The organism is Thalassotalea hakodatensis, assembly GCF_030295995.1.
GTDB classification, from domain to species: Bacteria; Pseudomonadota; Gammaproteobacteria; order Enterobacterales; family Alteromonadaceae; genus Thalassotalea_C; species Thalassotalea_C hakodatensis.
Genome location: NZ_AP027365.1, coordinates 1,821,916 through 1,845,835, shown reverse-complemented (window position 1 = coordinate 1,845,835; position 23,920 = coordinate 1,821,916). Strand labels below are relative to the sequence as shown.

General features: G+C 39.7%; 14 protein-coding genes, 5 tRNA genes and 3 rRNA genes. 7 read left to right on the top strand and 15 right to left on the bottom strand.

Annotated elements, in window-relative coordinates:
• Nucleotides 1-325: 325 nt before the first annotated feature.
• Complete coding sequence (gene gltX, locus QUE72_RS08070) at nt 326-1,738, bottom strand: glutamate--tRNA ligase (RefSeq protein WP_286272646.1); 1,413 nt, start codon at nt 1,736-1,738, stop codon at nt 326-328.
• Between the two features lie 247 nt (nt 1,739-1,985).
• On the opposite strand from gltX, the gene QUE72_RS08065 reads away from it, so the two are divergent.
• The 5 genes from QUE72_RS08065 to QUE72_RS08045 all read left to right on the top strand — a co-directional run bounded on the left by QUE72_RS08065 (nt 1,986) and on the right by QUE72_RS08045 (nt 4,052).
• Nucleotides 1,986-2,061 (top strand) — tRNA-Val (locus QUE72_RS08065).
• Between the two features lie 38 nt (nt 2,062-2,099).
• Nucleotides 2,100-2,175, top strand: a tRNA-Val gene (locus tag QUE72_RS08060).
• Between the two features lie 27 nt (nt 2,176-2,202).
• A tRNA-Val gene (locus QUE72_RS08055) sits at nt 2,203-2,278 on the top strand.
• Between the two features lie 516 nt (nt 2,279-2,794).
• A complete protein-coding gene (locus QUE72_RS08050; RefSeq protein WP_286272643.1) occupies nt 2,795-3,541 on the top strand; it encodes a pseudouridine synthase in 747 nt (248 codons plus the stop codon).
• A 103-nt stretch (nt 3,542-3,644) separates the two neighbouring features.
• Nucleotides 3,645-4,052 carry an ExbD/TolR family protein gene (locus tag QUE72_RS08045; protein ID WP_074495748.1) on the top strand — a complete coding sequence of 136 codons (408 nt, stop codon included), beginning with the start codon at nt 3,645-3,647 and terminating at the stop codon, nt 4,050-4,052.
• A 354-nt stretch (nt 4,053-4,406) separates the two neighbouring features.
• Here the strand turns inward: QUE72_RS08045 and QUE72_RS08040 are convergent, their stop codons facing one another.
• The 11 genes from QUE72_RS08040 to QUE72_RS07990 all read right to left on the bottom strand — a co-directional run bounded on the left by QUE72_RS08040 (nt 4,407) and on the right by QUE72_RS07990 (nt 18,591).
• Nucleotides 4,407-5,075, bottom strand: coding sequence for a CPBP family intramembrane glutamic endopeptidase (locus tag QUE72_RS08040; protein ID WP_286272642.1), 669 nt, complete (start codon nt 5,073-5,075; stop codon nt 4,407-4,409).
• Between the two features lie 4 nt (nt 5,076-5,079).
• Nucleotides 5,080-5,970, bottom strand: coding sequence for a tetratricopeptide repeat protein (locus QUE72_RS08035; protein WP_286272640.1), 891 nt, complete (start codon nt 5,968-5,970; stop codon nt 5,080-5,082).
• A 728-nt stretch (nt 5,971-6,698) separates the two neighbouring features.
• Nucleotides 6,699-6,813, bottom strand: a 5S ribosomal RNA gene (rrf, locus tag QUE72_RS08030).
• A gap of 120 nt (nt 6,814-6,933) precedes the next feature.
• A 23S ribosomal RNA gene (locus QUE72_RS08025) occupies nt 6,934-9,813 on the bottom strand.
• 442 nt (nt 9,814-10,255) lie between these two features.
• Nucleotides 10,256-10,332: transfer RNA gene (locus QUE72_RS08020), tRNA-Ile, on the bottom strand.
• A 28-nt stretch (nt 10,333-10,360) separates the two neighbouring features.
• Nucleotides 10,361-10,436: transfer RNA gene (locus QUE72_RS08015), tRNA-Ala, on the bottom strand.
• An 87-nt stretch (nt 10,437-10,523) separates the two neighbouring features.
• Nucleotides 10,524-12,066, bottom strand: a 16S ribosomal RNA gene (locus QUE72_RS08010).
• Together the 16S, 23S and 5S rRNA genes with 2 tRNA genes alongside form the textbook arrangement of a ribosomal RNA operon.
• Before the next feature lie 604 nt (nt 12,067-12,670).
• Complete coding sequence (gmhB, locus tag QUE72_RS08005; protein WP_074498536.1) at nt 12,671-13,207, bottom strand: D-glycero-beta-D-manno-heptose 1,7-bisphosphate 7-phosphatase; 537 nt, start codon at nt 13,205-13,207, stop codon at nt 12,671-12,673.
• A gap of 96 nt (nt 13,208-13,303) precedes the next feature.
• Nucleotides 13,304-14,065: an SDR family oxidoreductase gene (locus QUE72_RS08000; RefSeq protein WP_286272639.1), complete on the bottom strand. Its 762-nt coding sequence runs from the start codon at nt 14,063-14,065 to the stop codon at nt 13,304-13,306.
• Between the two features lie 8 nt (nt 14,066-14,073).
• On the bottom strand, nt 14,074-15,090 hold the full coding sequence (locus QUE72_RS07995; protein WP_286272638.1) for an oxidoreductase: 1,017 nt from the start codon (nt 15,088-15,090) through the stop codon (nt 14,074-14,076).
• A 120-nt stretch (nt 15,091-15,210) separates the two neighbouring features.
• On the bottom strand, nt 15,211-18,591 hold the full coding sequence (locus tag QUE72_RS07990) for a methylmalonyl-CoA mutase family protein (protein WP_074498539.1): 3,381 nt from the start codon (nt 18,589-18,591) through the stop codon (nt 15,211-15,213).
• Nucleotides 18,592-18,854: 263 nt separating this feature from the next.
• On the opposite strand from QUE72_RS07990, the gene QUE72_RS07985 reads away from it, so the two are divergent.
• A complete protein-coding gene (locus QUE72_RS07985) occupies nt 18,855-19,724 on the top strand; it encodes an AraC family transcriptional regulator (RefSeq protein ID WP_286272636.1) in 870 nt (289 codons plus the stop codon).
• Here QUE72_RS07985 and QUE72_RS19000 read toward each other — a convergent pair.
• On the bottom strand, nt 19,721-20,047 hold the full coding sequence (locus tag QUE72_RS19000) for a CPBP family glutamic-type intramembrane protease (RefSeq protein WP_407704972.1): 327 nt from the start codon (nt 20,045-20,047) through the stop codon (nt 19,721-19,723). The two genes, QUE72_RS07985 and QUE72_RS19000, sit on opposite strands and share 4 nt — an antisense overlap.
• A 777-nt stretch (nt 20,048-20,824) precedes the next feature.
• On the opposite strand from QUE72_RS19000, the gene QUE72_RS18995 reads away from it, so the two are divergent.
• On the top strand, nt 20,825-20,983 hold the full coding sequence (locus tag QUE72_RS18995; RefSeq protein WP_407704971.1) for a helix-turn-helix domain-containing protein: 159 nt from the start codon (nt 20,825-20,827) through the stop codon (nt 20,981-20,983).
• 90 nt (nt 20,984-21,073) lie between these two features.
• On the opposite strand, the gene QUE72_RS07975 is transcribed toward QUE72_RS18995, so the two are convergent.
• Together QUE72_RS07975 and QUE72_RS07970 are read right to left on the bottom strand one after the other, a co-directional pair.
• The gene (locus QUE72_RS07975; RefSeq protein ID WP_286272632.1) at nt 21,074-22,117 is read right to left on the bottom strand and encodes a glycosyl hydrolase family 18 protein; all 1,044 of its coding nucleotides are present in this window, start codon (nt 22,115-22,117) and stop codon (nt 21,074-21,076) included.
• Between the two features lie 199 nt (nt 22,118-22,316).
• Complete coding sequence (locus QUE72_RS07970; RefSeq protein ID WP_286272630.1) at nt 22,317-23,822, bottom strand: tryptophan halogenase family protein; 1,506 nt, start codon at nt 23,820-23,822, stop codon at nt 22,317-22,319.
• Nucleotides 23,823-23,920 lie beyond the last annotated feature (98 nt).

Sequence of the window (23,920 nt, the reverse complement as noted above, 5' to 3'; positions counted from 1 at the left end):
GCTCATGTTATTTACTCCTTCATTTGCTGGTTGCAAACGAAGTTAATATTTAACATGAGCACTTTATGGGCAAAGCCCTGACTTTACGATCACCACCTTCACAGAAGATGGTTTTAAGTTAACAATAAAAATCTATCTGATTTTTATTGTTAGGCCTTTAATAATGAATAGTGAACCTTAGATAATGACAACGCTAAATTCGCGTTCAATATAACTATAAAGATATTATTCTCGACGCCAGAAAAATAAGCCTCTTTAGTTATTGTCACTTAATATCTTACGAGGCCTATATTATAAAATATCTATACAATCTTTATCGAAAACATTAACTATTCGCTTTTCGCGCTTCAATTACTGCTAATGCCATATCTATTCTTGTTAATACCTTTTCCTGAGGTAACAAAGCAAGTGTCACATCTAACGAAGGAGAATTACCAGCACCAGTTGCGGCTACACGCAATGGCATACCTACTTTACCCATGCCTAATTCAAGCTCTTCTGCTGTTGCATTAATTGCTTGTTGAATAGCTTCTGGTGTCCAATCAGACACTAACGATAACTTTTCTCTAACAAGTTGTAATGGTTGTTCCGCTACAGGTCGCAAATGCTTTTTCGCGGCAGTAGCGTCAAACTCGGTAAAATCTTGATAAAAGTAACGTGATATTTCTGCCATTTCTTTTAGCGTTTTTACGCGATCTGCTTGCACCTTAACAATTTCACTTAATGCAGGCCCACTTTCTGTTGAAATACCTTGCTCTTTCATGTGCCAAGCTAAATGTTCGGCAACATATTCTGGATCAAGTGATTTCATATAGTGCTGATTTACCCAAATCAATTTATCAGTGTTAAAGGCTGAAGGTGCCCTATTGCAACCAGTTAAATCAAACAATTCGATCATTTCTTCACGAGAAAAAATCTCTTGATCACCATGAGACCAACCTAAACGCACTAAATAATTCAGTAATGCTTCAGGTAAATACCCATCATCACGATATTGCATCACAGAAACCGCACCATGACGTTTTGACAAACGTTTGCCATCGTCTCCTAATATCATGGGAATGTGGGCATATTCTGGTAATGGGGCGCCTAACGCTTTTAATATATTAATTTGACGAGGCGTATTGTTCACATGATCGTCACCACGAACGACATGTGTAACCCCCATATCCCAATCATCAACAACAACCGTTAAATTATACGTTGGTGACCCATCTGAACGCGCAATAATTAAATCGTCAAGTTCTTCGTTTGAAATGACGATATCGCCTTTAACTAAGTCATTAATCACAACGCTACCGTCAAGAGGGTTCTTAAAGCGAATGACAAATGGCTTATCCTCTGGGTAATCGGTTCTTTCACGCCATATACCGTTATATTTTTCTTTCTCACCTTTAGCGCGAGCTTCTTCACGCATTGCTTCAACTTCTTCTGCTGTTGAGTAACAACGATATGCATTACCTGAAACAATCAGTTGTTGAATGACTTCTTTATAACGATCAAAACGCTCAGTTTGAAAGTACGGGCCCTTAGTCCAAGACAAATTCAGCCAGTTCATACCATCCATAATGGCATCTACAGATTCTTGAGTAGAGCGCTCTAAATCAGTATCTTCAATACGAAGAATAAATTCACCGCCGTTCTTCTGTGCATATAACCAACTATAAAGGGCAGTGCGGGCACCACCGACATGTAAATACCCTGTAGGGCTAGGTGCAAATCGAGTTGTTAGGCTCATATCAATCTCACTAAAACAGAAAACGGTTTTATTTAAACAAAACCAGGATAAAATAATAATGATATTTTAACAGGCTATTCCGATGGTTAACACCTTTGAACACTGCAGATAAATGAAAAAGGTGATAAAACACCCAGTCTGATGAAATATTCTTCATTTGGTTTAAATTTAACAAAAAAACTAAAAAAATTAACGTGATTGTATTGACAGTAAATACGATCTCCCTATAATACGCCACCACAGAGACGGACGGTTAGCTCAGTTGGGAGAGCACCGCCCTTACAAGGCGGGGGTCACTGGTTCAAGCCCAGTACCGTCCACCACTTCTTTTGAAGTTTGGCGTTTCTGTTAGATATAATTAGGACGATTAGCTCAGTTGGGAGAGCACCGCCCTTACAAGGCGGGGGTCACTGGTTCAAGCCCAGTATCGTCCACCACTTCTTTAATTATATCTGTTCCTATTAGGACGATTAGCTCAGTTGGGAGAGCACCGCCCTTACAAGGCGGGGGTCACTGGTTCAAGCCCAGTATCGTCCACCAATTTCTTTATGTTTTGATTTCAGTTAATTATAGCGGTGCGAGCACCTTCTACCTTTTACCACCCACGCCAAATCACAAGTTCAAACCCAGTACTGCCCACCACTTTTTTATGTTTTGATTTCAGTTAATTATAGCGGTGCGAGCACCTTCTACCCTTTACCACCCGCGCCGAATCACAAGTTCAAGCCCAGTATCGTCCACCAATTTCTTTATGTTTTGATTTCAGTTAATTATAGCGGTGCGAGCACCTTCTACCTTTTACCACCCGCGCCGAATCACAAGTTCAAGCCCAGTATCGTCCACCACTCATTGTTTTATATATTTAATTAATTACTGCGGTGCAAGCACCTTCTACCTTTTACCACCCATGCCTAATGTCTAGTTCAAAGAAAATACTATATCTATTATTTACCTTATATTTTTGTCATTAAATGTTATGGCATCGACAGTTTAGGATTTAAAATCTATTTATAGAATTGATACAATTCCAATACTTCAACGTTTGAGAGTGCTACCGTGGCAAACAACAACGCATTAAACCGTCAGCGATTAGATAAGCGAATATCACAAGCATTAAACATTTCCCGTAAAGACGTTAAACGCTTACTTGCAAAACAAGAGATAAGTGTTGATGGAGTAACAACTCAAAATGCAGACGAAATTGTTAACAAATTTTCAAAAATTATTGTAACAACACAACTATTACCTTTTGAAGAAGCTTATTACCTAATGTTAAATAAGCCTAAAGGTGTAGTATCAGCTACAAAAGACAATAAACACCAAACCGTTATTAACTTATTAAACTTTCCGTATAAAAACGAATTACATATAGTAGGAAGGTTAGACCTAAATAGCACAGGGCTTATATTATTAACCAATGACAGTCGATGGTCTGAACAAATAACCAACCCATCTGCTAAAGTGGAAAAGCAGTACTTAGTGACTGTCGATAAACCTATAACGCAAGATTATGCAACAGCATTTGCCCAGGGCATGTATTTTGAGTATGAAAATGCAACAACATTACCTGCGCAGCTTGAAATACTGACGAGTTATAAAGCCTTGGTTATCATTCAAGAAGGAAAATATCATCAAATTAAGCGTATGTTCGGCCGTTTTCAAAACAAAGTTTTAAGCATACACCGCATTAGTGTTGGTCATATCACTCTTGATAAAAACCTTAAAGCTGGCGACTCAAGATCATTAAGCGTTGAAGAAATAAACAACAACTATAAAAATAATAATTTTGCAGGTAAATTCTAAGATTAAAGATTGACCATAAGCCATTTTATCAGTACATTACATCAAAACTATACGAAGTAAATCGTAATATTATTAGTCATTGCGGTTAGAATAAGGGTTAACCATGAGTAGAAGAAGACACGCAGAAGAAGCCAACGAAAGTGAAGTAGATATGACGCCAATGTTGGATATTGTATTTATACTATTGATTTTCTTTATCGTAACGACCTCTTTTGTTCGCGAAGAAGGTATTTTAGTAAATAGACCAAAAGCGCAAAATAACCCGCCTAATAACGCTACTCCTACCGTTGTTGTTCAAATTAGTGAAAATGGACAAATTAAATTTAACGGCAAACCAGTAGATATTGAACGATTAGGTGCACGTATAGAGAGCTTCTTAGCTGAAAACCTAACAAACAGTGCTGTTATTATTCCTGAATATGAAACAACACACGATATGGTTGTTCAAGTAATGGATCAGGTAAAACAATTTGATCAACTCGTTATTTCAATTGGTAAGTCTAAAAAATAGCGTAGCTCAACATAATTTCAAATAAAAAAAGCCCATATTTAACATGGGCTTTTTTTATATACATCTTAATAATACCAATTCTATTAAATATTTAGCCAACTTAGCACTTCATTAGCGCGCTTAGAACAAGCTAAATAATTTAAGTATAGTCGCTCTATAGTTCGATTATTTAGGGAAATTATCAGGGCGCTAATGAGTTCCCAAGGGCGAGTTTAAAAGGGTTATAGACTGTGTTATTGATTTTAACAATGGAATAACCATTCTTTGCAATCAATGCCTTGCCTCTAACCCTTTTATTTCTCGCTAAGTGACTAAATATTTAATTGAGTTGGTATAACTCATCGAAGAAATTAACTAAGAAAACACTGCTAGCCATGTAATTGCATTCCCGACTCCATGGACTACCCCCGGTACAATTATACTGTTGCTTTTATCTCTTAACCATTGAAACAAGAAACTTACTGCTACATAAATTGTAATTAAAATCAAAACAACATGGTATTCTTCTAATTTATAGAGCTCCCATAACCTTATTGAATGCAGTGGGGCAATAACAAAGATGAGCGTTGTAATTAATGATGACCCCCTTGCTGTAAAGTAGGCTGTCAATGAGGTAAATAATAACCCTCTATAAACAACTTCTTGGCCAACACCAATGATAAACCCCGTCATTAACCATAACATTATGTTACCTAGCGGCGTATTAAAGCTTTCTTTTAATTGTTCAAGCTCCAAAATAGCAAAAATTAATGCCGAGCTAAGTGATGCAACAATCATAAGAGGAATGTATGTTTTATCAATAAACAATAAACGGGCAAACGATTTATAAAGCACTAACAGTGCGACAATTACTACAGTAAGTTCAACCAATAACCTTGTTGGTTGATTAAAGTACCAATGCGTTGGATGTAATAGCCAAGGGTCAGGCTGTAAAAACAATCGAACAGGCCCTTCAAGTATCAATACTAACAATAATAGTACTATGCTAGCTTCACCTGTTTTTAATGCATTAATATTAATCATAGTCTTACCTAACGTTATAAATTTTCTTAAGTACTCTATGCAACTCGCGTTCATCACTTTTTTCAGCAAGTTTGACGTATTTTCTTGTCAATTCATCGTTTTCAATCAATCGATACAACTGAGCTAAGCGAAGTGCAGCCCATTCATTTGAAGGAACACCTTTATCGCCATCTGATTCGGCAATAAAAATGAGCAATGAATTAATACCCTCTTGCACATTATAGTGACTAAAAACTGCGTTTCTCCCCAGCTGATATAATGAATTCAAATAGTATATTTGCTGTTCTTGACTGGACGCTGCCTGTTCAAAAGCTTTGAATGCTTCTCTAAAGTTACTTTCATCTTGGTATATCAAGCCAAGACGAAAAGTAAACTCGTTAATCTTAGGATACTTCGCTGACCATTTAATTAATTTAGATTTTAATACATCTTTTTTATCTTGTTCACGCAATAACTTAATTTCAGCTAATGCACCTTGTACTGAATTCAATTGATAAATAGCTGCTACTTGTTCTGATGCAAGTTCTATATCACCTCCAGCAATAGAAGGTGCTCCCAAATAAAAATTAAGTAATCCAATTCTATAAACAACTTTATTAGGCTGAAGTTCAACCGCTTTTTTTAAGCAAGACAATGATTTATTGGCATAACTCATTGCAGTAAAAATAGCATCTTCTGCTTGCCTTCCCATTATCCGACCACAAAGAAAGTTTACTTCAGGGTTGTTGGGTTCCAACGATAGTGCTTTCTCTATGAGTGATTCCGCTTTGTCTAAATCAATAGCTAATGCGACAGATGCTTTTTTAAAGAGCGTGGCTAAATCATCAGATGCTTGCAATGAATTTAACGACCAGCCTAAGTTCAACCATAAAAAAATGGCATATAATAACTTCAAAGTATTTCTCCTATTTAAACTTAGATAGAGGCTTTAACCTTAACGTTAAGCGTTAAACGTTGATTTGCCTTGTGTAAAAGGCACAATAAAATGGAACACTAGCAAGCACTAATGGCTTTACGTTAATAGCAAGAATATTTCGTGAATTAAACAATCGCTAATCGATATTCATTTGACGAATCGTCAAATGATCTCCATCCTTGAGATCATAAAACGAAGAGATCGTAGCTTTAATTACGTTTTTTTTAGTGAGTGTCTAACTCAGGTTCAGGATTTCGCAGAGCTCAATCCGCTTTCAGGGATTGAATAAGCATATTTATTCAATTTAAATCATGCTTTGCCCTGCTGACGTGAATGGCTTCACTAATGTCGCGGTGCCATGGATGGCAAAGAACGACCAAGTGAGAATACCCCATATTGTGCCCACAAAAAAGGGCGTCTGTTACGGGTATCTGCGCATGGAGTCAACTGGTGCTAATATTATTATTTTTACTTTGATAATTTTTCGCCCTTAACGCAGAAACCCGTAGCTTTCGCTACGGGTTTCTCTTAATAGAAGCTTGATTCAGGCCCGCGAATTCGCATAGCTCATTCGGTTAAAACGGGCCAACATGAAACTGTTCATGTTGTCTGTTAACCTTTTTAACCCTACACTCGTGAGAGTACTCCATGTATTTTGTCCATAAAAAAAGGCCGTCTTACTAGACGGCCTTTTCTTTGGAATAGAAGCTTGATGATGTCCTACTCTCACATGGGAACTCCCACACTACCATCGGCGCTATTGCATTTCACTACTGAGTTCGGCATGGAGTCAGGTGGTTCTACAATGCTATTGTCATCAAGCATAATCTTTTTTCGTTTACTCGCGTAAACACAATCTCGGAATTCTGATATCTATCGTTATTCTAATTCAAGGCACAGTACGTGATGTTATCAAACATACCTAAAACATTTAGGTGTTGTATGGTTAAGCCTCACGGGCAATTAGTATCAGTTAGCTCAAGGCCTCACAACCCTTACACACCTGACCTATCAACGTTGTAGTCTCCAACGACCCTTTAGGGAGATTAAATCTCCAGTGAGAACTCATCTCAAAGCCTGTTTCCCGCTTAGATGCTTTCAGCGGTTATCAGTTCCGAACGTAGCTACCGGGCAATGCCATTGGCATGACAACCCGAACACCAGTGGTTCGTCCACTCCGGTCCTCTCGTACTAGGAGCAGCCCTCTTCAATTCTCAAACGCCCACGGCAGATAGGGACCGAACTGTCTCACGACGTTCTAAACCCAGCTCGCGTACCACTTTAAATGGCGAACAGCCATACCCTTGGGACCGACTTCAGCCCCAGGATGTGATGAGCCGACATCGAGGTGCCAAACACCGCCGTCGATATGAACTCTTGGGCGGTATCAGCCTGTTATCCCCGGAGTACCTTTTATCCGTTGAGCGATGGCCCTTCCATACAGAACCACCGGATCACTATGACCTGCTTTCGCACCTGCTCGACGTGTCTGTCTCGCAGTTAAGCTGGCTTATGCCATTGCACTAACCGTACGATGTCCGACCGTACTTAGCCAACCTTCGTGCTCCTCCGTTACTCTTTGGGAGGAGACCGCCCCAGTCAAACTACCCACCAGACAGTGTCCCCAAGCCCGATCAGGGCCCTAGGTTAGAACATCACGCATACAAGGGTGGTATTTCAAGGTTGGCTCCACACACACTGGCGTGCATGCTTCAAAGCCTCCCACCTATCCTACACATGTAGGAGCAATGTTCACTGTCAAGCTATAGTAAAGGTTCACGGGGTCTTTCCGTCTAGCCGCGGGTATACGGCATCTTAACCGCAAATTCAATTTCACTGAGTCTCGGGTGGAGACAGTGTGGCCATGATTACGCCATTCGTGCAGGTCGGAACTTACCCGACAAGGAATTTCGCTACCTTAGGACCGTTATAGTTACGGCCGCCGTTTACCGGGGCTTCGATCATGAGCTTCGCAGAGCTAACCCAATCAATTAACCTTCCGGCACCGGGCAGGCGTCACACCGTATACGTCATCTTTCGATTTTGCACAGTGCTGTGTTTTTAATAAACAGTTCCAGCCACCTGGTTACTTCGACTGTCAACAGCTTAAAGAGCAAGTCTCATCACCGTCGACAGCGTACCTTCTCCCGAAGTTACGGTACTATTTTGCCTAGTTCCTTCACCCGAGTTCTCTCAAGCGCCTTAGTATTCTCTACCTAACCACCTGTGTCGGTTTGGGGTACGGTTCCTATATATCTGATGCTTAGAAGCTTTTCCTGGAAGTATGGCATCAACAGCTTCTACTCCGTAGAGTATCGTCTCGTGTCTCAGTCTTAAGAACCCGGATTTGCCTAAGTTCTCAACCTACTCACTTTCACATGGACTACCAACGCCATGCCTGTTTAGCCTGCTCCGTCCCTCCTTCGCAATATATAGAAGTACAGAAATATTAATCTGTTTCCCATCGACTACGCCTTTCGGCCTCGCCTTAGGGGCCGACTTACCCTGCCCTGATTAACATGGGACAGGAAACCTTGGTCTTTCGGCGTGGGAGTTTTTCACTCCCATTATCGTTACTCATGTCAGCATTCGCACTTCTGATACCTCCAGCATGCCTTACAACACACCTTCAACGGCTTACAGAACGCTCCCCTACCACTTAAATCAAAGATTTAAATCCGCAGCTTCGGTGACTAGTTTAGCCCCGTTACATCTTCCGCGCAGACCGACTCGACTAGTGAGCTATTACGCTTTCTTTAAAGGATGGCTGCTTCTAAGCCAACCTCCTAGCTGTCTATGCCTTTCCACATCGTTTCCCACTTAACTAGTACTTTGGGACCTTAGCTGGCGGTCTGGGTTGTTTCCCTCTTCACTATGGACGTTAGCACCCATAGTGTGTCTCCCGCATATCACTCATTGGTATTCGGAGTTTGCAAAGGGTTGGTAAGTCGGGATGACCCCCTAGCCTTAACAGTGCTCTACCCCCAATGGTGTTCGTGCGAGGCTCTACCTAAATAGATTTCGGGGAGAACCAGCTATCTCCCGGCTTGATTAGCCTTTCACTCCGACCCACAAGTCATCACCGCATTTTTCAACATACGTGTGTTCGGTCCTCCAGTTGATGTTACTCAACCTTCAACCTGCCCATGGGTAGATCGCCGGGTTTCGGGTCTATTCCTAGCAACTGTACGCGCAGTTAACACTCGCTTTCGCTACGGCTCCCCTAATCGGTTAACCTTGCTACTAAAAATAAGTCGCTGACCCATTATACAAAAGGTACGCAGTCACCCGAAGGCTTCCACTGCTTGTACGTATACGGTTTCAGGTTCTATTTCACTCCCCTCACAGGGGTTCTTTTCGCCTTTCCCTCACGGTACTGGTTCACTATCGGTCAGTTAGGAGTATTTAGCCTTGGAGGATGGTCCCCCCATATTCAGTCAACATTTCACGTGTGCCGACCTACTCGTTTTCACAATATGTTTGTCTTCGTGTACGGGGCTATCACCCTGTATCGCCAAGCTTTCCAGCTTGTTCCACTGACGCCCATACGCTTAAGGGCTAATTCGCGTTCGCTCGCCGCTACTAACGAAATCTCGGTTGATTTCTTTTCCTCGGGGTACTTAGATGTTTCAGTTCTCCCGGTTCGCCTCATTAACCTATGTATTCAGTTAATGATAATGTCTTATGACATTGGGTTTCCCCATTCGGAAATCTGTGTCTGTAACGTCTTTTATCGACTTAACACAGCTTATCGCAGATTAACACGTCCTTCATCGCCTCTAACTGCCAAGGCATCCACCATATACGCTTAGTCACTTAACCATACAACCCTAAATATTTTAGGTTACTCAGTGACAAAACTGAGTATCAATGTATGTCTGACATTTTCACGTACTATAAATAGCACTTGAATTAGAATGAAATAAGATAAGGAAGTCTTATTTCGGTTGTTAGCTTTATTCATTAAAGTAATGAGCGCGACACTCGTTACTTACCTAAAGCTAACGTGATATAACTAGTCGATAAAACTACTTATATCGGGATATAAATATCAGCTTTCCAGATTGTTAAAGAAATCGTAATTAACACGCATTCGGTTAAAAACTTGGTTAAAAAAACCAAATTGAAAATCACTAAAAAGTAACCTTTAATTTGGTCTCTCGTTCTTTATGAAGAAGTTAATAATTCGAGTTAAGCTAGGCGCTTGATGGCGACGTTTAGTTCACTAAACGAGTCATTAAGCAAAGACGCATAACGAAGAATTTGGTAGGTCTGGGCAGACTTGAACTGCCGACCTCACCCTTATCAGGGGTGCGCTCTAACCAGCTGAGCTACAGACCTATTATACGTCCCTTTACTAGGCAAAAAGTGGTGGAGCTAAGCAGGATCGAACTGCTGACCTCCTGCGTGCAAGGCAGGCGCTCTCCCAGCTGAGCTATAGCCCCTTTTAGACTTAGTCAGGGTGACTTCTTCTACGTTCGTTATCATACAATTTGTGTGAACACTCAACAACAATCTGTTTCACTTCAAGATAAGGAGGTGATCCAACCCCAGGTTCCCCTAGGGTTACCTTGTTACGACTTCACCCCAGTCATGAATCACAAAGTGGTGACCGTCCCCCCGAAGGTTAAACTAGCCACTTCTTTTGCAACCCACTCCCATGGTGTGACGGGCGGTGTGTACAAGGCCCGGGAACGTATTCACCGTAGCATTCTGATCTACGATTACTAGCGATTCCGACTTCACGGAGTCGAGTTGCAGACTCCGATCCGGACTACGATACACTTTATGGGATTCGCTCCACCTCGCGGTCTTGCTGCCCTCTGTATGTACCATTGTAGCACGTGTGTAGCCCATCCCGTAAGGGCCATGATGACTTGACGTCGTCCCCACCTTCCTCCGGTTTATCACCGGCAGTCTCCTTAGAGTTCCCGACACTACTCGCTGGCAAATAAGGATAGGGGTTGCGCTCGTTGCGGGACTTAACCCAACATTTCACAACACGAGCTGACGACAGCCATGCAGCACCTGTCTCAGAGTTCCCGAAGGCACAATTCTATCTCTAGAAAATTCTCTGGATGTCAAGGGATGGTAAGGTTCTTCGCGTTGCATCGAATTAAACCACATGCTCCACCGCTTGTGCGGGCCCCCGTCAATTCATTTGAGTTTTAACCTTGCGGCCGTACTCCCCAGGCGGTCAACTTAGCGCGTTAGCTACGCTACTCACGTCTCAAGGACACAAACAGCTAGTTGACATCGTTTACGGCGTGGACTACCAGGGTATCTAATCCTGTTCGCTCCCCACGCTTTCGTGCCTCAGCGTCAGTATTTGTCCAGGTGGCCGCCTTCGCCACTGATGTTCCTTCCAATCTCTACGCATTTCACCGCTACACTGGAAATTCCACCACCCTCTACAATACTCTAGTTACCCAGTTTCAAATGCAGTTCCGGAGTTGAGCTCCGGGATTTCACATCTGACTTAACTAACCGCCTACGCACGCTTTACGCCCAGTAATTCCGATTAACGCTCGCACCCTCCGTATTACCGCGGCTGCTGGCACGGAGTTAGCCGGTGCTTCTTCTGTCGCTAACGTCACAGATAATGGATATTAGCCATTACCCTTTCCTCACGACTGAAAGTGCTTTACAACCCGAAGGCCTTCTTCACACACGCGGCATGGCTGCATCAGGGTTTCCCCCATTGTGCAATATTCCCCACTGCTGCCTCCCGTAGGAGTCTGGGCCGTGTCTCAGTCCCAGTGTGGCTGATCATCCTCTCAAACCAGCTAGAGATCGTCGCCTTGGTAGGCTCTTACCCTACCAACTAGCTAATCTCACTTGGGCTAATCTAAAGGCGAAAGGTTCCGAAGAAGCCCCCCCTTTGGTCCGTAGACATTATGCGGTATTAGCAGTCGTTTCCAACTGTTGTCCCCCACCTCTAGGCATATTCCCAAGCATTACTCACCCGTCCGCCGCTCGTCAGCAGATAGCAAGCTATCTCTGTTACCGCTCGACTTGCATGTGTTAAGCCTGCCGCCAGCGTTCAATCTGAGCCATGATCAAACTCTTCAATTAAAAAATCGTTTGTGCATCCGAAGATGCTGCTCAATGAATTCTGATACTTGGTCATTACTTTTAAAAAGTAATATAAACCAATAAAACTTAAATAAGTTTTTGTATGAACATTCACTAAGACATTTTTGTAACCTAAGTTACTGGTAAAACATCATCACTGTGAGTGCCCACACAAATTGCATGATAACTAATTGTTAAAGATGCTTGCCTAAGCAAGTAGGTCGAACGGTTCATCGATGAACGCTTTGTTCGACGCGAGCTAATAATCTCATTCGTTACTAGACCGCTTTATTAGTTGCTTGTGGCCGTTGCCTCAAGCGAGATGCGCATTCTACGCAACCCTGTTTTGATGTCAACCTTTTTCTTAAAAAACTTTCGTTTATTTTTGAATGTTTGGTTTGTTGTTTTATACCGCTTTCGTGATACTAAACTTATCAAAACTGAGCTTTCGTTGTCCTGACTCGCTCTAAAGTATTTCCTATACAGAACCTTCTTGGCTTGTCCCCGAGAAGTGGATGCGCATTCTAGGGATTTTTATCGCCCCGTCAACAACTATTTTCAATTTATTAGTAAAAGTCGTTTGATCGCTGAAATATCATACAAATTATACAATAAACGAACGAGCATCTGCGATTTTAGTGATGCTACAGGCTGTTTCAAGCTGTCTATCATTATATTGACTCGCAACCAGTATTCGATTAACAACACCTGCGGATTCTGCTGCTTGCATATCAGAAACTTTATCACCAATAAACACACTTTTGTTTAAATCAACATGATGAATTTTTGCCGCTTGAAGTATCATACCTGGTTCAGGTTTACGACATTGACAGTCTTTAAGATATTCACCTTTACCTTTCGTAGGGTGGTGAGGACAATACATTACATCTGTAATTCGACATTCACGCTGTTCAAATTGGTCTTTCATCCACTGTGTTAGCGTAAGAAAGTCAGCTTCAGTGTACTTCCCTCTCGCTATTCCTGATTGGTTCGTTATTACAATTAGCAAGTAACCCAACTTAGATGCATGCTGACAAAGCTCGAAGATCCCTTCTGTAAACTCAAAGTCTTGTTGTTGATAGACATAACCATGATCTACATTAATAATGCCATCACGATCTAAAAATAATGCTTTATTCATAACTTATTTAGATAACTCTATTATTTACAAGCTTAGATGAAAAAAGCGAGTAAGACTCGCTTTTTCCTAATTCATACTATTTAGTATAACTATCGATTACATCGATAAGCCACCATCTATTTCAACCACTCTGCCAGTAAAGAATTCATTTTCAAAGATATACTTCACCGTATGGGCAATTTCATCTGCTTCACCAAGGCGGCCAACAGGTTTCATTTTCTCTAAACGTTCACGCATTTCAGGTTTCATCGCATCTGTCATCGCAGTGCGTATAACACCTGGCGCGATTGCACCAACACGAATATCATGACGACCAAGTTCTCTCGCCCAACACACTGTCATGGCGACAACGCCTGCTTTTGATGCAGCATAGTTGGTTTGACCCATATTGCCATTACGCGCGATAGAAGACATATTAATAATAACACCTTTACGCTTATTCTTGATCATATGAGCTGCGGCTTCTCTACCACATAAAAATACCCCCGTTAAATTAACATCAATAACAGATTGAAACTGTTCAAGTGACATTTTTTTAACTATTTCGCCATCTTTTGCTTTTAGTAGCATACCGTCTCGTAATATACCAGCGTTGTTAATCAATCCATCAAAACCATTAAAGTCATCATTTATTTGGTTAAATGTTTGCTCAACTTCTGTTTCATTGGTCACGTTCGCTAAATAATATTTAGCCGTAGAACCCGCGGACTCAATTAAGCTTACTGTTTCTTTTAATAAATCTTCATTCAAATCGATTAATGCTAACTTTGCACCACTTGACGCTAAATTTACCGCCATTGCGCGGCCTAGTCCTTGTCCGCCACCAGTAATAGCAATGACTTTGTCTTGTATGTTCATAAATTCCTCTAATTATCTAATGATGCGTCTATTTCTACAATAGTTCTGGCTGTTACAGAGCCTTCTATGTAGGCATTAAATGCTGACTCTATGTTCTTGAATAAAATGGTTTTAGGGGCAATAAGTGATAATTGCGTCGGCTTAAGATCAGTTGCTATCCGTTGCCATGCTTTATCACGTACAGATAATGGCATTTCAACAGAGTTTATCCCTAACAAACTAACTCCTCGTAAAATAAATGGCATGACTGTGGTGTCTAACTTAAAGCCTGCGGCTAAACCAATAGAAGCAATATTCCCCCATGGCACAACGATTTTAGTTAACCATGCTAATATTTCATCACCAAGGTTGTCTACTGCACCACCCCAAATAGCTTTTTCTAATGGTCGTTTACCCATATCAAGCTCTCGACGGTCAACAATTTCACTTGCCCCCAATTGGGTTAAATAGTCGTGTTGCTCTGGTTTACCGGTTAATGCAGCAACCCGATAGCCTATATTAGATAACATATTGATCGCGAAACTACCGACACCACCCGTAGCACCAGTGACTAAAATTGTTCCTCGTTCTGGAATTTGCCCGTTGTCTTCCATACGTTGTACGGCAATAGCAGCAGTATAACCAGCCGTTCCTAAAGCCATAGCATCTTTTAATGTTAATCCTGTAGGTAATGCAACAACAGCATCAGCTTTAACTCGTGCATATTCGGTATATCCGCCATCATAAAGTTCAGAAAGCTGTGCGCCACACACTAACACTTTATCACCTACTGAAAATCGCTGATCAGAAGAGGTAACGACTACACCTGATAGATCAATCCCCCCCACTAAAGGATAAGTACGTAATATTTGGCCTTTACCCGTTGCGGCAAGAGCGTCTTTGTAGTTAATATCAGAATAGGCGACTTTAATAACAACTTCACCTTCAGTTAACTGCGCTAAAGATATCTGCTCGAAACCACTACGAATTGATTTATCTTCGTTTCGGTGAATACGAAATGCGGTAAATTTTTCAGGTATATTCATTGTAACGTAATGCCTTATTTATAAAAGTAGTTAAAGAACATACCCAAGTGTTTGAGCATGCACTAGGCGACTTTAGTATTAATCATACCAATCAGCATGGAATTAAAGTCGCCAAACAACTTACATATTTCGACGGTATTGACCACCAACATCAAACAATGCATTAACAATTTGTCCCAGCGAGCACACTTTACAAGCACTCATCATATGTTCAAATAGGTTTTCATGTTTAATGGCAGCGGCTTGAAGAACCGATAAGTCTTTATTTGCTTTATCTGCATGTGCTACATGCAAATTTGCTAACATATCAATTTGATAGTGCTTTTCTTCCTCAGTAGCACGAATAACTTCTGCAGGAATGACTGTTGGTGAACCTTTAGAACTTAAGAAGGTATTTACACCAATGATTGGGTATTCACCCGTATGTTTAAGGTTTTCATAATACAAGCTTTCTTCTTGAATTTTACTGCGTTGGTACATAGTTTCCATCGCCCCTAATACACCACCACGCTCTGTAATACGATCAAATTCAGTTAACACCGCTTCTTCGACGAGTTCAGTTAACTCTTCGATAATAAATGAGCCTTGGATAGGGTTTTCATTTTTCGCTAGCCCTAACTCTCGGTTAATAATTAATTGAATTGCCATGGCGCGACGAACGCTATCTTCCGTTGGTGTTGTGATTGCTTCATCATACGCGTTGGTATGTAACGAGTTACAGTTATCATATATTGCATATAACGCCTGCAATGTGGTGCGAATATCGTTAAAATCAATTTCTTGCGCATGTAACGAGCGACCAGAGGTTTGAATGTGATACTTCAACATTTGTGCACGAGCATTTGCGTTATACTTCATTTTCATGGCTTTTGACCATATTCTACGAGCTACGCGACCAATTACAGCATATTCAGGGTCAATACCATTTGAAAAGAAAAATGACAGGTTTGGTCCAAATTCATTGATGTCCATCCCTCTACTTAAGTAATATTCTACAAACGTAAAACCATTCGCTAAGGTTAATGCTAACTGCGTGATTGGGTTAGCACCTGCTTCTGCAATATGATATCCAGAGATAGAAACTGAATAAAAGTTACGAACACCTTTATCAATAAAATACTCTTGCACATCACCCATTAGACGCAATGCAAATTCGGTAGAGAAAATACAAGTATTTTGCGCTTGATCTTCTTTTAATATATCGGCTTGCACTGTACCGCGAACTTGCGTCAATGTTTTCGCTTTTATTTCGCTGTAAACATCGGCTGGTAAAACTTGATCACCAGTTACCCCCAATAGCATTAGCCCTAAACCGTCATTTCCTTCTGGTAACGCTCCTTGATAGCTTGGTTTTTCACCTTCTTTACCTTTATAAATCGCCTTAATCTTTGCTTCAACTTCTTTTTCCAATTGATGCTCTTTGATATAAAGTTCACATTGCTGGTCAATGGCAGCATTTAAAAAGAAACCTAAGAGGATTGGTGCAGGACCATTAATAGTCATCGATACAGATGTAGCAGGATCTGCTAAGTTAAAACCTGAATAAAGTTTCTTTGCGTCATCTAAACAACATATTGAGACCCCTGCATTACCAATTTTTCCGTAAATATCAGGACGAATATCAGGATCATTACCATAAAGCGTTACTGAGTCAAACGCTGTTGACAATCGTTTTGCTGGCATGCCTTTAGATACATAATGAAAACGACGATTAGTTCTTTCTGGACCACCTTCACCGGCAAACATACGCGTAGGGTCTTCACCTTCACGTTTAAAAGGAAATAAACCAGCAGTATAAGGAAACTCACCAGGAACGTTCTCTTGCAAGCTCCATCTAAGAATATCCCCCCAGCCCTGATACTTAGGTAAACACACTTTTGGAATATCCAACTGAGATAATGATTTAGAGTGGGTTTCTATCGACAGTTCTTTATTTCGAACTTGGAATTTAAAAAGTGGTGCTTTGTATTTTTCAACTTTTTCATGCCACTGTTCTATTATCAATTTATTTTTTGGGTCGAGCTCTAACGCGACGGTATCAAAAAGTGTTTGAAGATTTTCAGCGAGTGCCTTGCCAGTTTCTTCATTGCTTTCATTGGCCGCATTCATGGCTTGTTGAATACCATAAAGCTTTTGTGCAACGGTTGCTTGAGCTTCTACCCATTCATCATAACCGCGGTTATTATCTGCAATTTCAGATAAATAACGTGTGCGTTTGCCTGGAATAACACTTGCTTTTTCCGCTTGAGTTCCTTCAAGCGCTAGCACGTCAGCTTTTAATGCATCTGATTTTTGCGCCAATTCACTGATCACTTTATTATAAAGCTCTGTCATACCGCGATCATTAAATTGAGAAGCAATCGTGCCAAAAACAGGTACTTCGTCATCACCTGCTTCAAACATGCCACGATTACGTTTGTATTGCTTTTTAACATCACGTAATGCATCTTGCGCACCGCGTTTATCGAATTTATTTACCGCTATGATGTCGGCAAAGTCGAGCATATCTATCTTTTCTAATTGTGTAGCAGCACCATATTCTGGCGTCATTACATAGAGTGATACATCTGAATGTTCTTCAATTTCAGTATCTGATTGGCCAATACCTGAGGTTTCAAGAATAATTAAATCAAAATCAGCTGCCTTTAAAATATCTAACGTATCATTAACATAAACAGATAAGGCTAAATTTGATTGGCGAGTTGCAAGAGAGCGCATATACACACGGTCATTGTTTACTGCATTCATACGAATTCTATCGCCAAGCAGTGCACCACCTGTTTTTCGTTTAGAGGGATCAACCGAAACGATAGCAATTTTATTGTCTTGGGTTGCTAACAAAAACCGTCTGATTAACTCATCCACTAAAGAAGACTTACCCGCGCCACCTGTACCTGTAATACCAAGAACGGGTGTTTTACTCACTGATGCAATTTTTTTAATTTTATCTAATGCTGTTTTATTTTCTTCTGGGGCATTTTCTGTTGCGGAGATTAAGCGTGCAATAGCTTGTTTATCGTTTTTCTTTAGATTGGCTACATCATCTTTTTTAACATTGACGCCTGTTTTAAAGTCGCAACGCATGATCATATCATCAATCATGCCTTGTAAACCAAGCTCTCTACCGTCATCAGGAGCATAAATACGTGTAATACCGTATTCGTGTAGCATCTTAATTTCTTCAGGTAATATTACACCACCACCACCACCAACAATGCGAATGTGCTCACAGCCACGTTCTTTTAACAAGTCATACATATATTTAAAGTATTCGTTGTGCCCACCTTGATAAGAGGTCATGGCGATTGCATTTGCATCTTCTTGAATAGCCGTATTCACAACTTCTTCTACACTACGGTCATGACCAAGGTGAATGACCTCTACACCACTCGCCTGCAAAATTCTGCGCATTATATTGATCGCGGCATCGTGACCATCAAATAAAGAAGCTGCTGTTACAACGCGTACTTTATTTTTTAATTGATATCTTTCTGTCGTCATTTTGGGTCTCTTTAGTTAAGCAATGTTACTTACTATTTTTTGCAACATCTAACTACAGGCGTTGAACTACAACTATTGATCACATTTGCTAATTTCGCTAATCGTCAACGCGATCTTAATGAAAAGTAATAATTTTTTTGTGCCTGCTTGTTATTACAGTTTCTATCTTGAAACCATTAAATCATATATAAAGTAAGGACAACATTGATATTATTGCTTCAATGATGGACTATATTGCTATTATTGACATGGTTTTTAAAACAATGAATACCGTATATACATCACGCTCATTCGCCGATATTCGCTTAATCATTCCTAAGTTCTTATTAGAAAAGTTAAAAGTCCACCCTTTAACGGCAGGGCTTTACCCTACTGCCCTCGGCAAATACTCACAACAAAATTTCACCACCATTGAACAAGCTCGTGCAGACCAGCACCAACTTATTTATTGCCAATATGGTGAAGGTATTTTGAGTTATAAACATAAAAAACGCACGGTAAAGCGTGGCGATCTTGTATTGATATCACCTAACCAACCTTTTCAATACCAACGAAAAAGTGGTAGTAAAAATGCCGTTTATTGGATTCATTTTACAGGAAAATTAGCTGATGATTTCGCAGAACGTTTATTAATGAAAATGGAAGATGGTTTAGGTTTTGTTAATGTACAAGAAAATATCTATAAAGATTACGATAACCTGATTGCCTTAGGTAGCAGAGGCTATACAGCAACCAACGTTATCCATGCCGTTCATGTACTACAACAAACGTTAAGCTTTTTAGCGCTGCAATTGAGAATAGAGTCGTTTAATAAAGGTTCTAGCTTTAGTATTGACGCTATAGACGACTTAATGAGAGACAACCTGAGTCAAGAGCTGAATTTAGATACCCTCGCCCATTATAGCCAATTATCGAAATTCCATTTTGCTAAAAAGTTTAAAGAACTCACAGATACATCACCTATACAGTACTTTATCAATATGAAGATGCAACAAGCCTGTTTTCAACTAGATAATACGACAGAAACCATCAAGCAGATTGGCGAATCATTAGGATATGGTGATCCCTATTATTTTTCACGGTTATTTAAAAAAGTTGTTGGAATGTCACCAAAACGATATAGAGGAAATTAGAAAGCATTAATAACGAATAAAATAGATAACGATATTGTATTCACGAACATATGCGGAATTAGTGCCGCTGAGAAACCTTTGATACTCGAGTATTTATACCAAACGATATAACTATGGCTGAAGATATAAAAATTCCAAAAGGTGCCAAAGACTTTCATCGGTGAAATTAATCCATGTAAACAAGCCCAAGTCAATGATGAAACCAAACAAATTTGCCAATTACACAATGAGGTTTTAAGAAGACTTTTCAAAAAGACAATTAACAAAAATGTTTCAACAATTGGCGCAAAAACAACAGTACCAAATATGTCAAATATGGACATCTTAGGTTTAGAAAAAGCACCTAAAAGCTCGATTTGTAATAAAGTTGCACTGTGGAACACAATTGACACTATTAACAAAGAACCAAAAAATGCAGACAAGCTAGCTATACAAACCGAGATTGCGAAAGAATTATTTCGACTGGGTAAAATAAAGGTCTTCATAAATAAAATATGAAAGGAAGAGTCACCTCTTCCTTAACAATTATTAACCGTGAAAGCCCCCCGTGTATCTACTGGGAGACAGTGGACGTCCGCTCGCCAAGGCTATTTTAAGTCCTTCCCAAGCTAAATTGGAAAGCAGCCAAGGAATTACTCCACCGTTTACACTTTTTATCTCATTTATATTCAAATCTCGCATTGTATTATCTCCATATAGTTGCCCTTCATTGGGCATGCGATTCGTTGCTTCTAAAATAGCATCCACAACTTATGACTTAACCTTAATTAGCATAAATCTTGTTAATTACAGTCAGTCTCTCTTTATTTCTAATAAAGCGATGATAAACATCAATTTACTTAGAAAATCCCTTAAATCTTAGTTATATGACTTATTAGCATATTTTTTTACTTAGTTTTCTTCAATAACATTAAAAAAAAGAGTGATACAAGTATCATCAAATTTTATTAGTAGTTAATCGAATATTAGGAATATATTTGTAATATTAGCGGGTCGGGAAACAAACCTTAAGTTCAGCATCTACAAAATATAAAAATAAAAGTAGTTATTAACTTCAAAACTGTCAAACTTTATTTTTAAAATATAAATTACAATATTATATCAATATGAAGATGCAACAAGCCTGTTTTCAACTAGATAATACGACAGAAACCATCAAGCAGATTGGCGAATCATTAGGATATAGTGATCCCTATTATTTTTCACGGTTATTTAAAAAAGTTGTTGGAATGTCACCTAAACGATATAGAGGAAATTAGGGTTTATATTATAAAAAAAAACCGTAAATACCGAGGTATTTACGGTGGCATATATTAGGGAAAGTCTAATTTGCCTACGTGTGAACTGTGTCACTTTTTCTCATTTTTATTTTTTTTAATGGTTTCATTAATCATATGAAGTAACCCCAAGTTAGCTGGCACGTCTTGCGATAGTTCCCAAATCATCACGCCAGCTCCTAACTGCAAAGCTAATTCAGTTTTTGCTTTGATGGTTTGGTAGCCATTAAAGGTAATGTAATCGCAATCAGCACAATTGTTACCAATTAGATCGCCCTTGCTTTTTTCAGGCCCAAACTCACCAAAAATATCGTCGAAGCTATAGTTTTTCTTATATTTACCAAAGCCATAACCATAAAAAGGTAGGCCTAATATTAATTGCTTTTTACTGAGTCCTTTATTTCGCCATAGTGCTAAGTCAGCTTCCGCTTTCGCTAATGTAGAATGCTCAACACCTACACTTCCCCACGTTGGACCTACAGCGTCATATGACATGACAGAAACGAAATCAAAAAGAGGTAAAGTAGATTCTGGTAACATTCCACCAATGTAAGAACCCGTCGCCGCGGTAAGTAACTTGTCATGTGCCATCAAGCTTTGTTTTAATGACTTAATGAAAGGTAAAAAATCTCCGTTGTTATCAATGTCAGTTAACATTTTACTTTCAATATCGATATCCAAACCATCGAATCCTAGTTCATGCACAAAGGCCAACACGTTCTTTATCGTTTTGTCGCGATTTTCTGATGATAAGAGTGTGCGCCAATCCCCGGCACAAGATGGATAAGCTGCTCCGCCAATAGATACAAGAACTTTGACATTTGAACGATGAGCTTTCTCAAGCAAATGCTCAATTTCGCTTACCCTTAAAGGAAAACCATGTTGTCCAGTCATACAGCTCGGTTGATTATTTTCGATGAACTCCCCTTGTTTATTTGGGTGTAAAAAAGCTAACGTTAAATGTGTAACCTTTGATAAATCTATCCGTTCAAGTTGATTCTCTATACCATGGTAACTCGGTATATAGCCTATTATCATTGGTGTTGCATGCGCGCTAAAAGGCAACGCTAGCATTACCCCAACCACAACAAAGATGTTTTTTAGAAATTTATACATAATTCAATAAACCTTGTTTACCTCATCAGTTATTCTGATGCAATTTAAAGCAAAATAAGCGGCTTGAATCCCATCAAGTCACCATAAAGCTCTTTTTAAGATGAAAATTAATTTAAGCTTGCCATTTTCTCAGATGGAAATATGCCATCGACAGCCAATAAAATAGCGTTACCCGAGAAAGTTGTTAAATTCTTGTAACTCATTTATTCGCCCGGCAATGCTGATGAATAAAATCACTGTGCAATGGCATTGTGCTCACCGTATCTTTAATCAATTGCGCATTTCTCATCAGCATATTGGCGAGTTTTTGAGGATCAAATCCATCGATCAAGGGGTAATATTTTTTAGGACGAATATGCATGCCTTCTAGAACGGCGCACCAACTATTTTTAGTGAAAAAATCCCCATAAACACTTTTAAGTTCACCACGCTTTTTAAAAATAGATAAGGTCTCATTAAGGCTTTCAGGAATTGGCATTTGTTGACACATCTGCCAAAAGTCAGTATCAGCACGCTGGGCAGTTGCATAATGCAGAATAATAAAGTCTCGTATTTCTAAATAATCTAGATCCATTTTTTGATTAAACATTTGCTCGTTTTGCTCATCAAAGTCAGTATCTGGAAAATGCTGAGAAAAATTAACGAGTGTTTTATATACTAAATGAATCGCTGTTGACTCTAGTGGCTCTAAGAAGCCTCCTGCTAATCCTAATGCAAGACAGTTTTTATGCCATACTTTTTCTCTTTTACCTGTGGTAAATGGAATAACGTTAGGCTCAGTCAGTATTTTACCTTGCACATTGTTGGTCAATGTTTTTATTGCTTGTTCATCAGTGCAATATTTGCTTGAAAAGACATAACCATTACCCGTTCGATGTTGTAGCGGAATAGTCCATGACCAACCAGCAGCTTGTGCTTTAGCAATGGTATAAGGTACAGGAGGCTGGTCAGTTTGTGTTTGGATAGTTACAGCACGATCACAAGGTAAGTATTTTGACCATTCTTCAACAGGAATACCTAACGCCTTTTCTATAAGCAGTGCTTTAAACCCAGTACAATCAATAAAAAAGTCACTGGTGATTTGTTTTTTACAATCAGTATGCAGTTGATCAATAAAGCCTTGTTCGTTTAGCACCACATCGCTAACAGTCGCTTCTATTCTCTCTACACCTCGTTGCAGACAAAGTTCTCTTAAAAAACGAGTGACTTGTGATGCGTCTAGGTGTAAAGCTGACGAACTGTTAGCTATCACCCAATCTTTCGTCTGTTTAGGCTTCAGGACGAAACGGTTATGCTTTGCCATTTCTGCATTAACGGAATAGTCCATTAAGGAAGCTTTATTCCCTTCTGATAAAGACTTAAGCCAAACCTGATAAAAATCAAAACCATTTAAAGACCTTCCTATATGGCCAAATGGATGAAAATAATGCTCATTTACCGCGTACCAGTCATCAAAACGAATACCTAATTTGAAGGTCGCAGAGGTTGCTTTGATAAATTCTTTCAGATCTATTTGACTAGCATTTAAAAAGTCAATGATAGAAGGAACGGTAGATTCACCAACACCGATAGTTGAAATATCGGGTGATTCCACTACAGTGATCTTAATTTGACACCCTTTAAGTAGGTTAGATAGTAGCGATGCAGCCATCCAGCCTGCCGTGCCACCACCCACAATACAAATTGAATTAATACCTTTTTGCATGCTAATACCGCGTTATTTCGTTATGGAGATGTTAATATTTAATACTAATTGACATAAGGATGCTACTCAGTAGGTACTGAGTAGCATCCTATTATCAA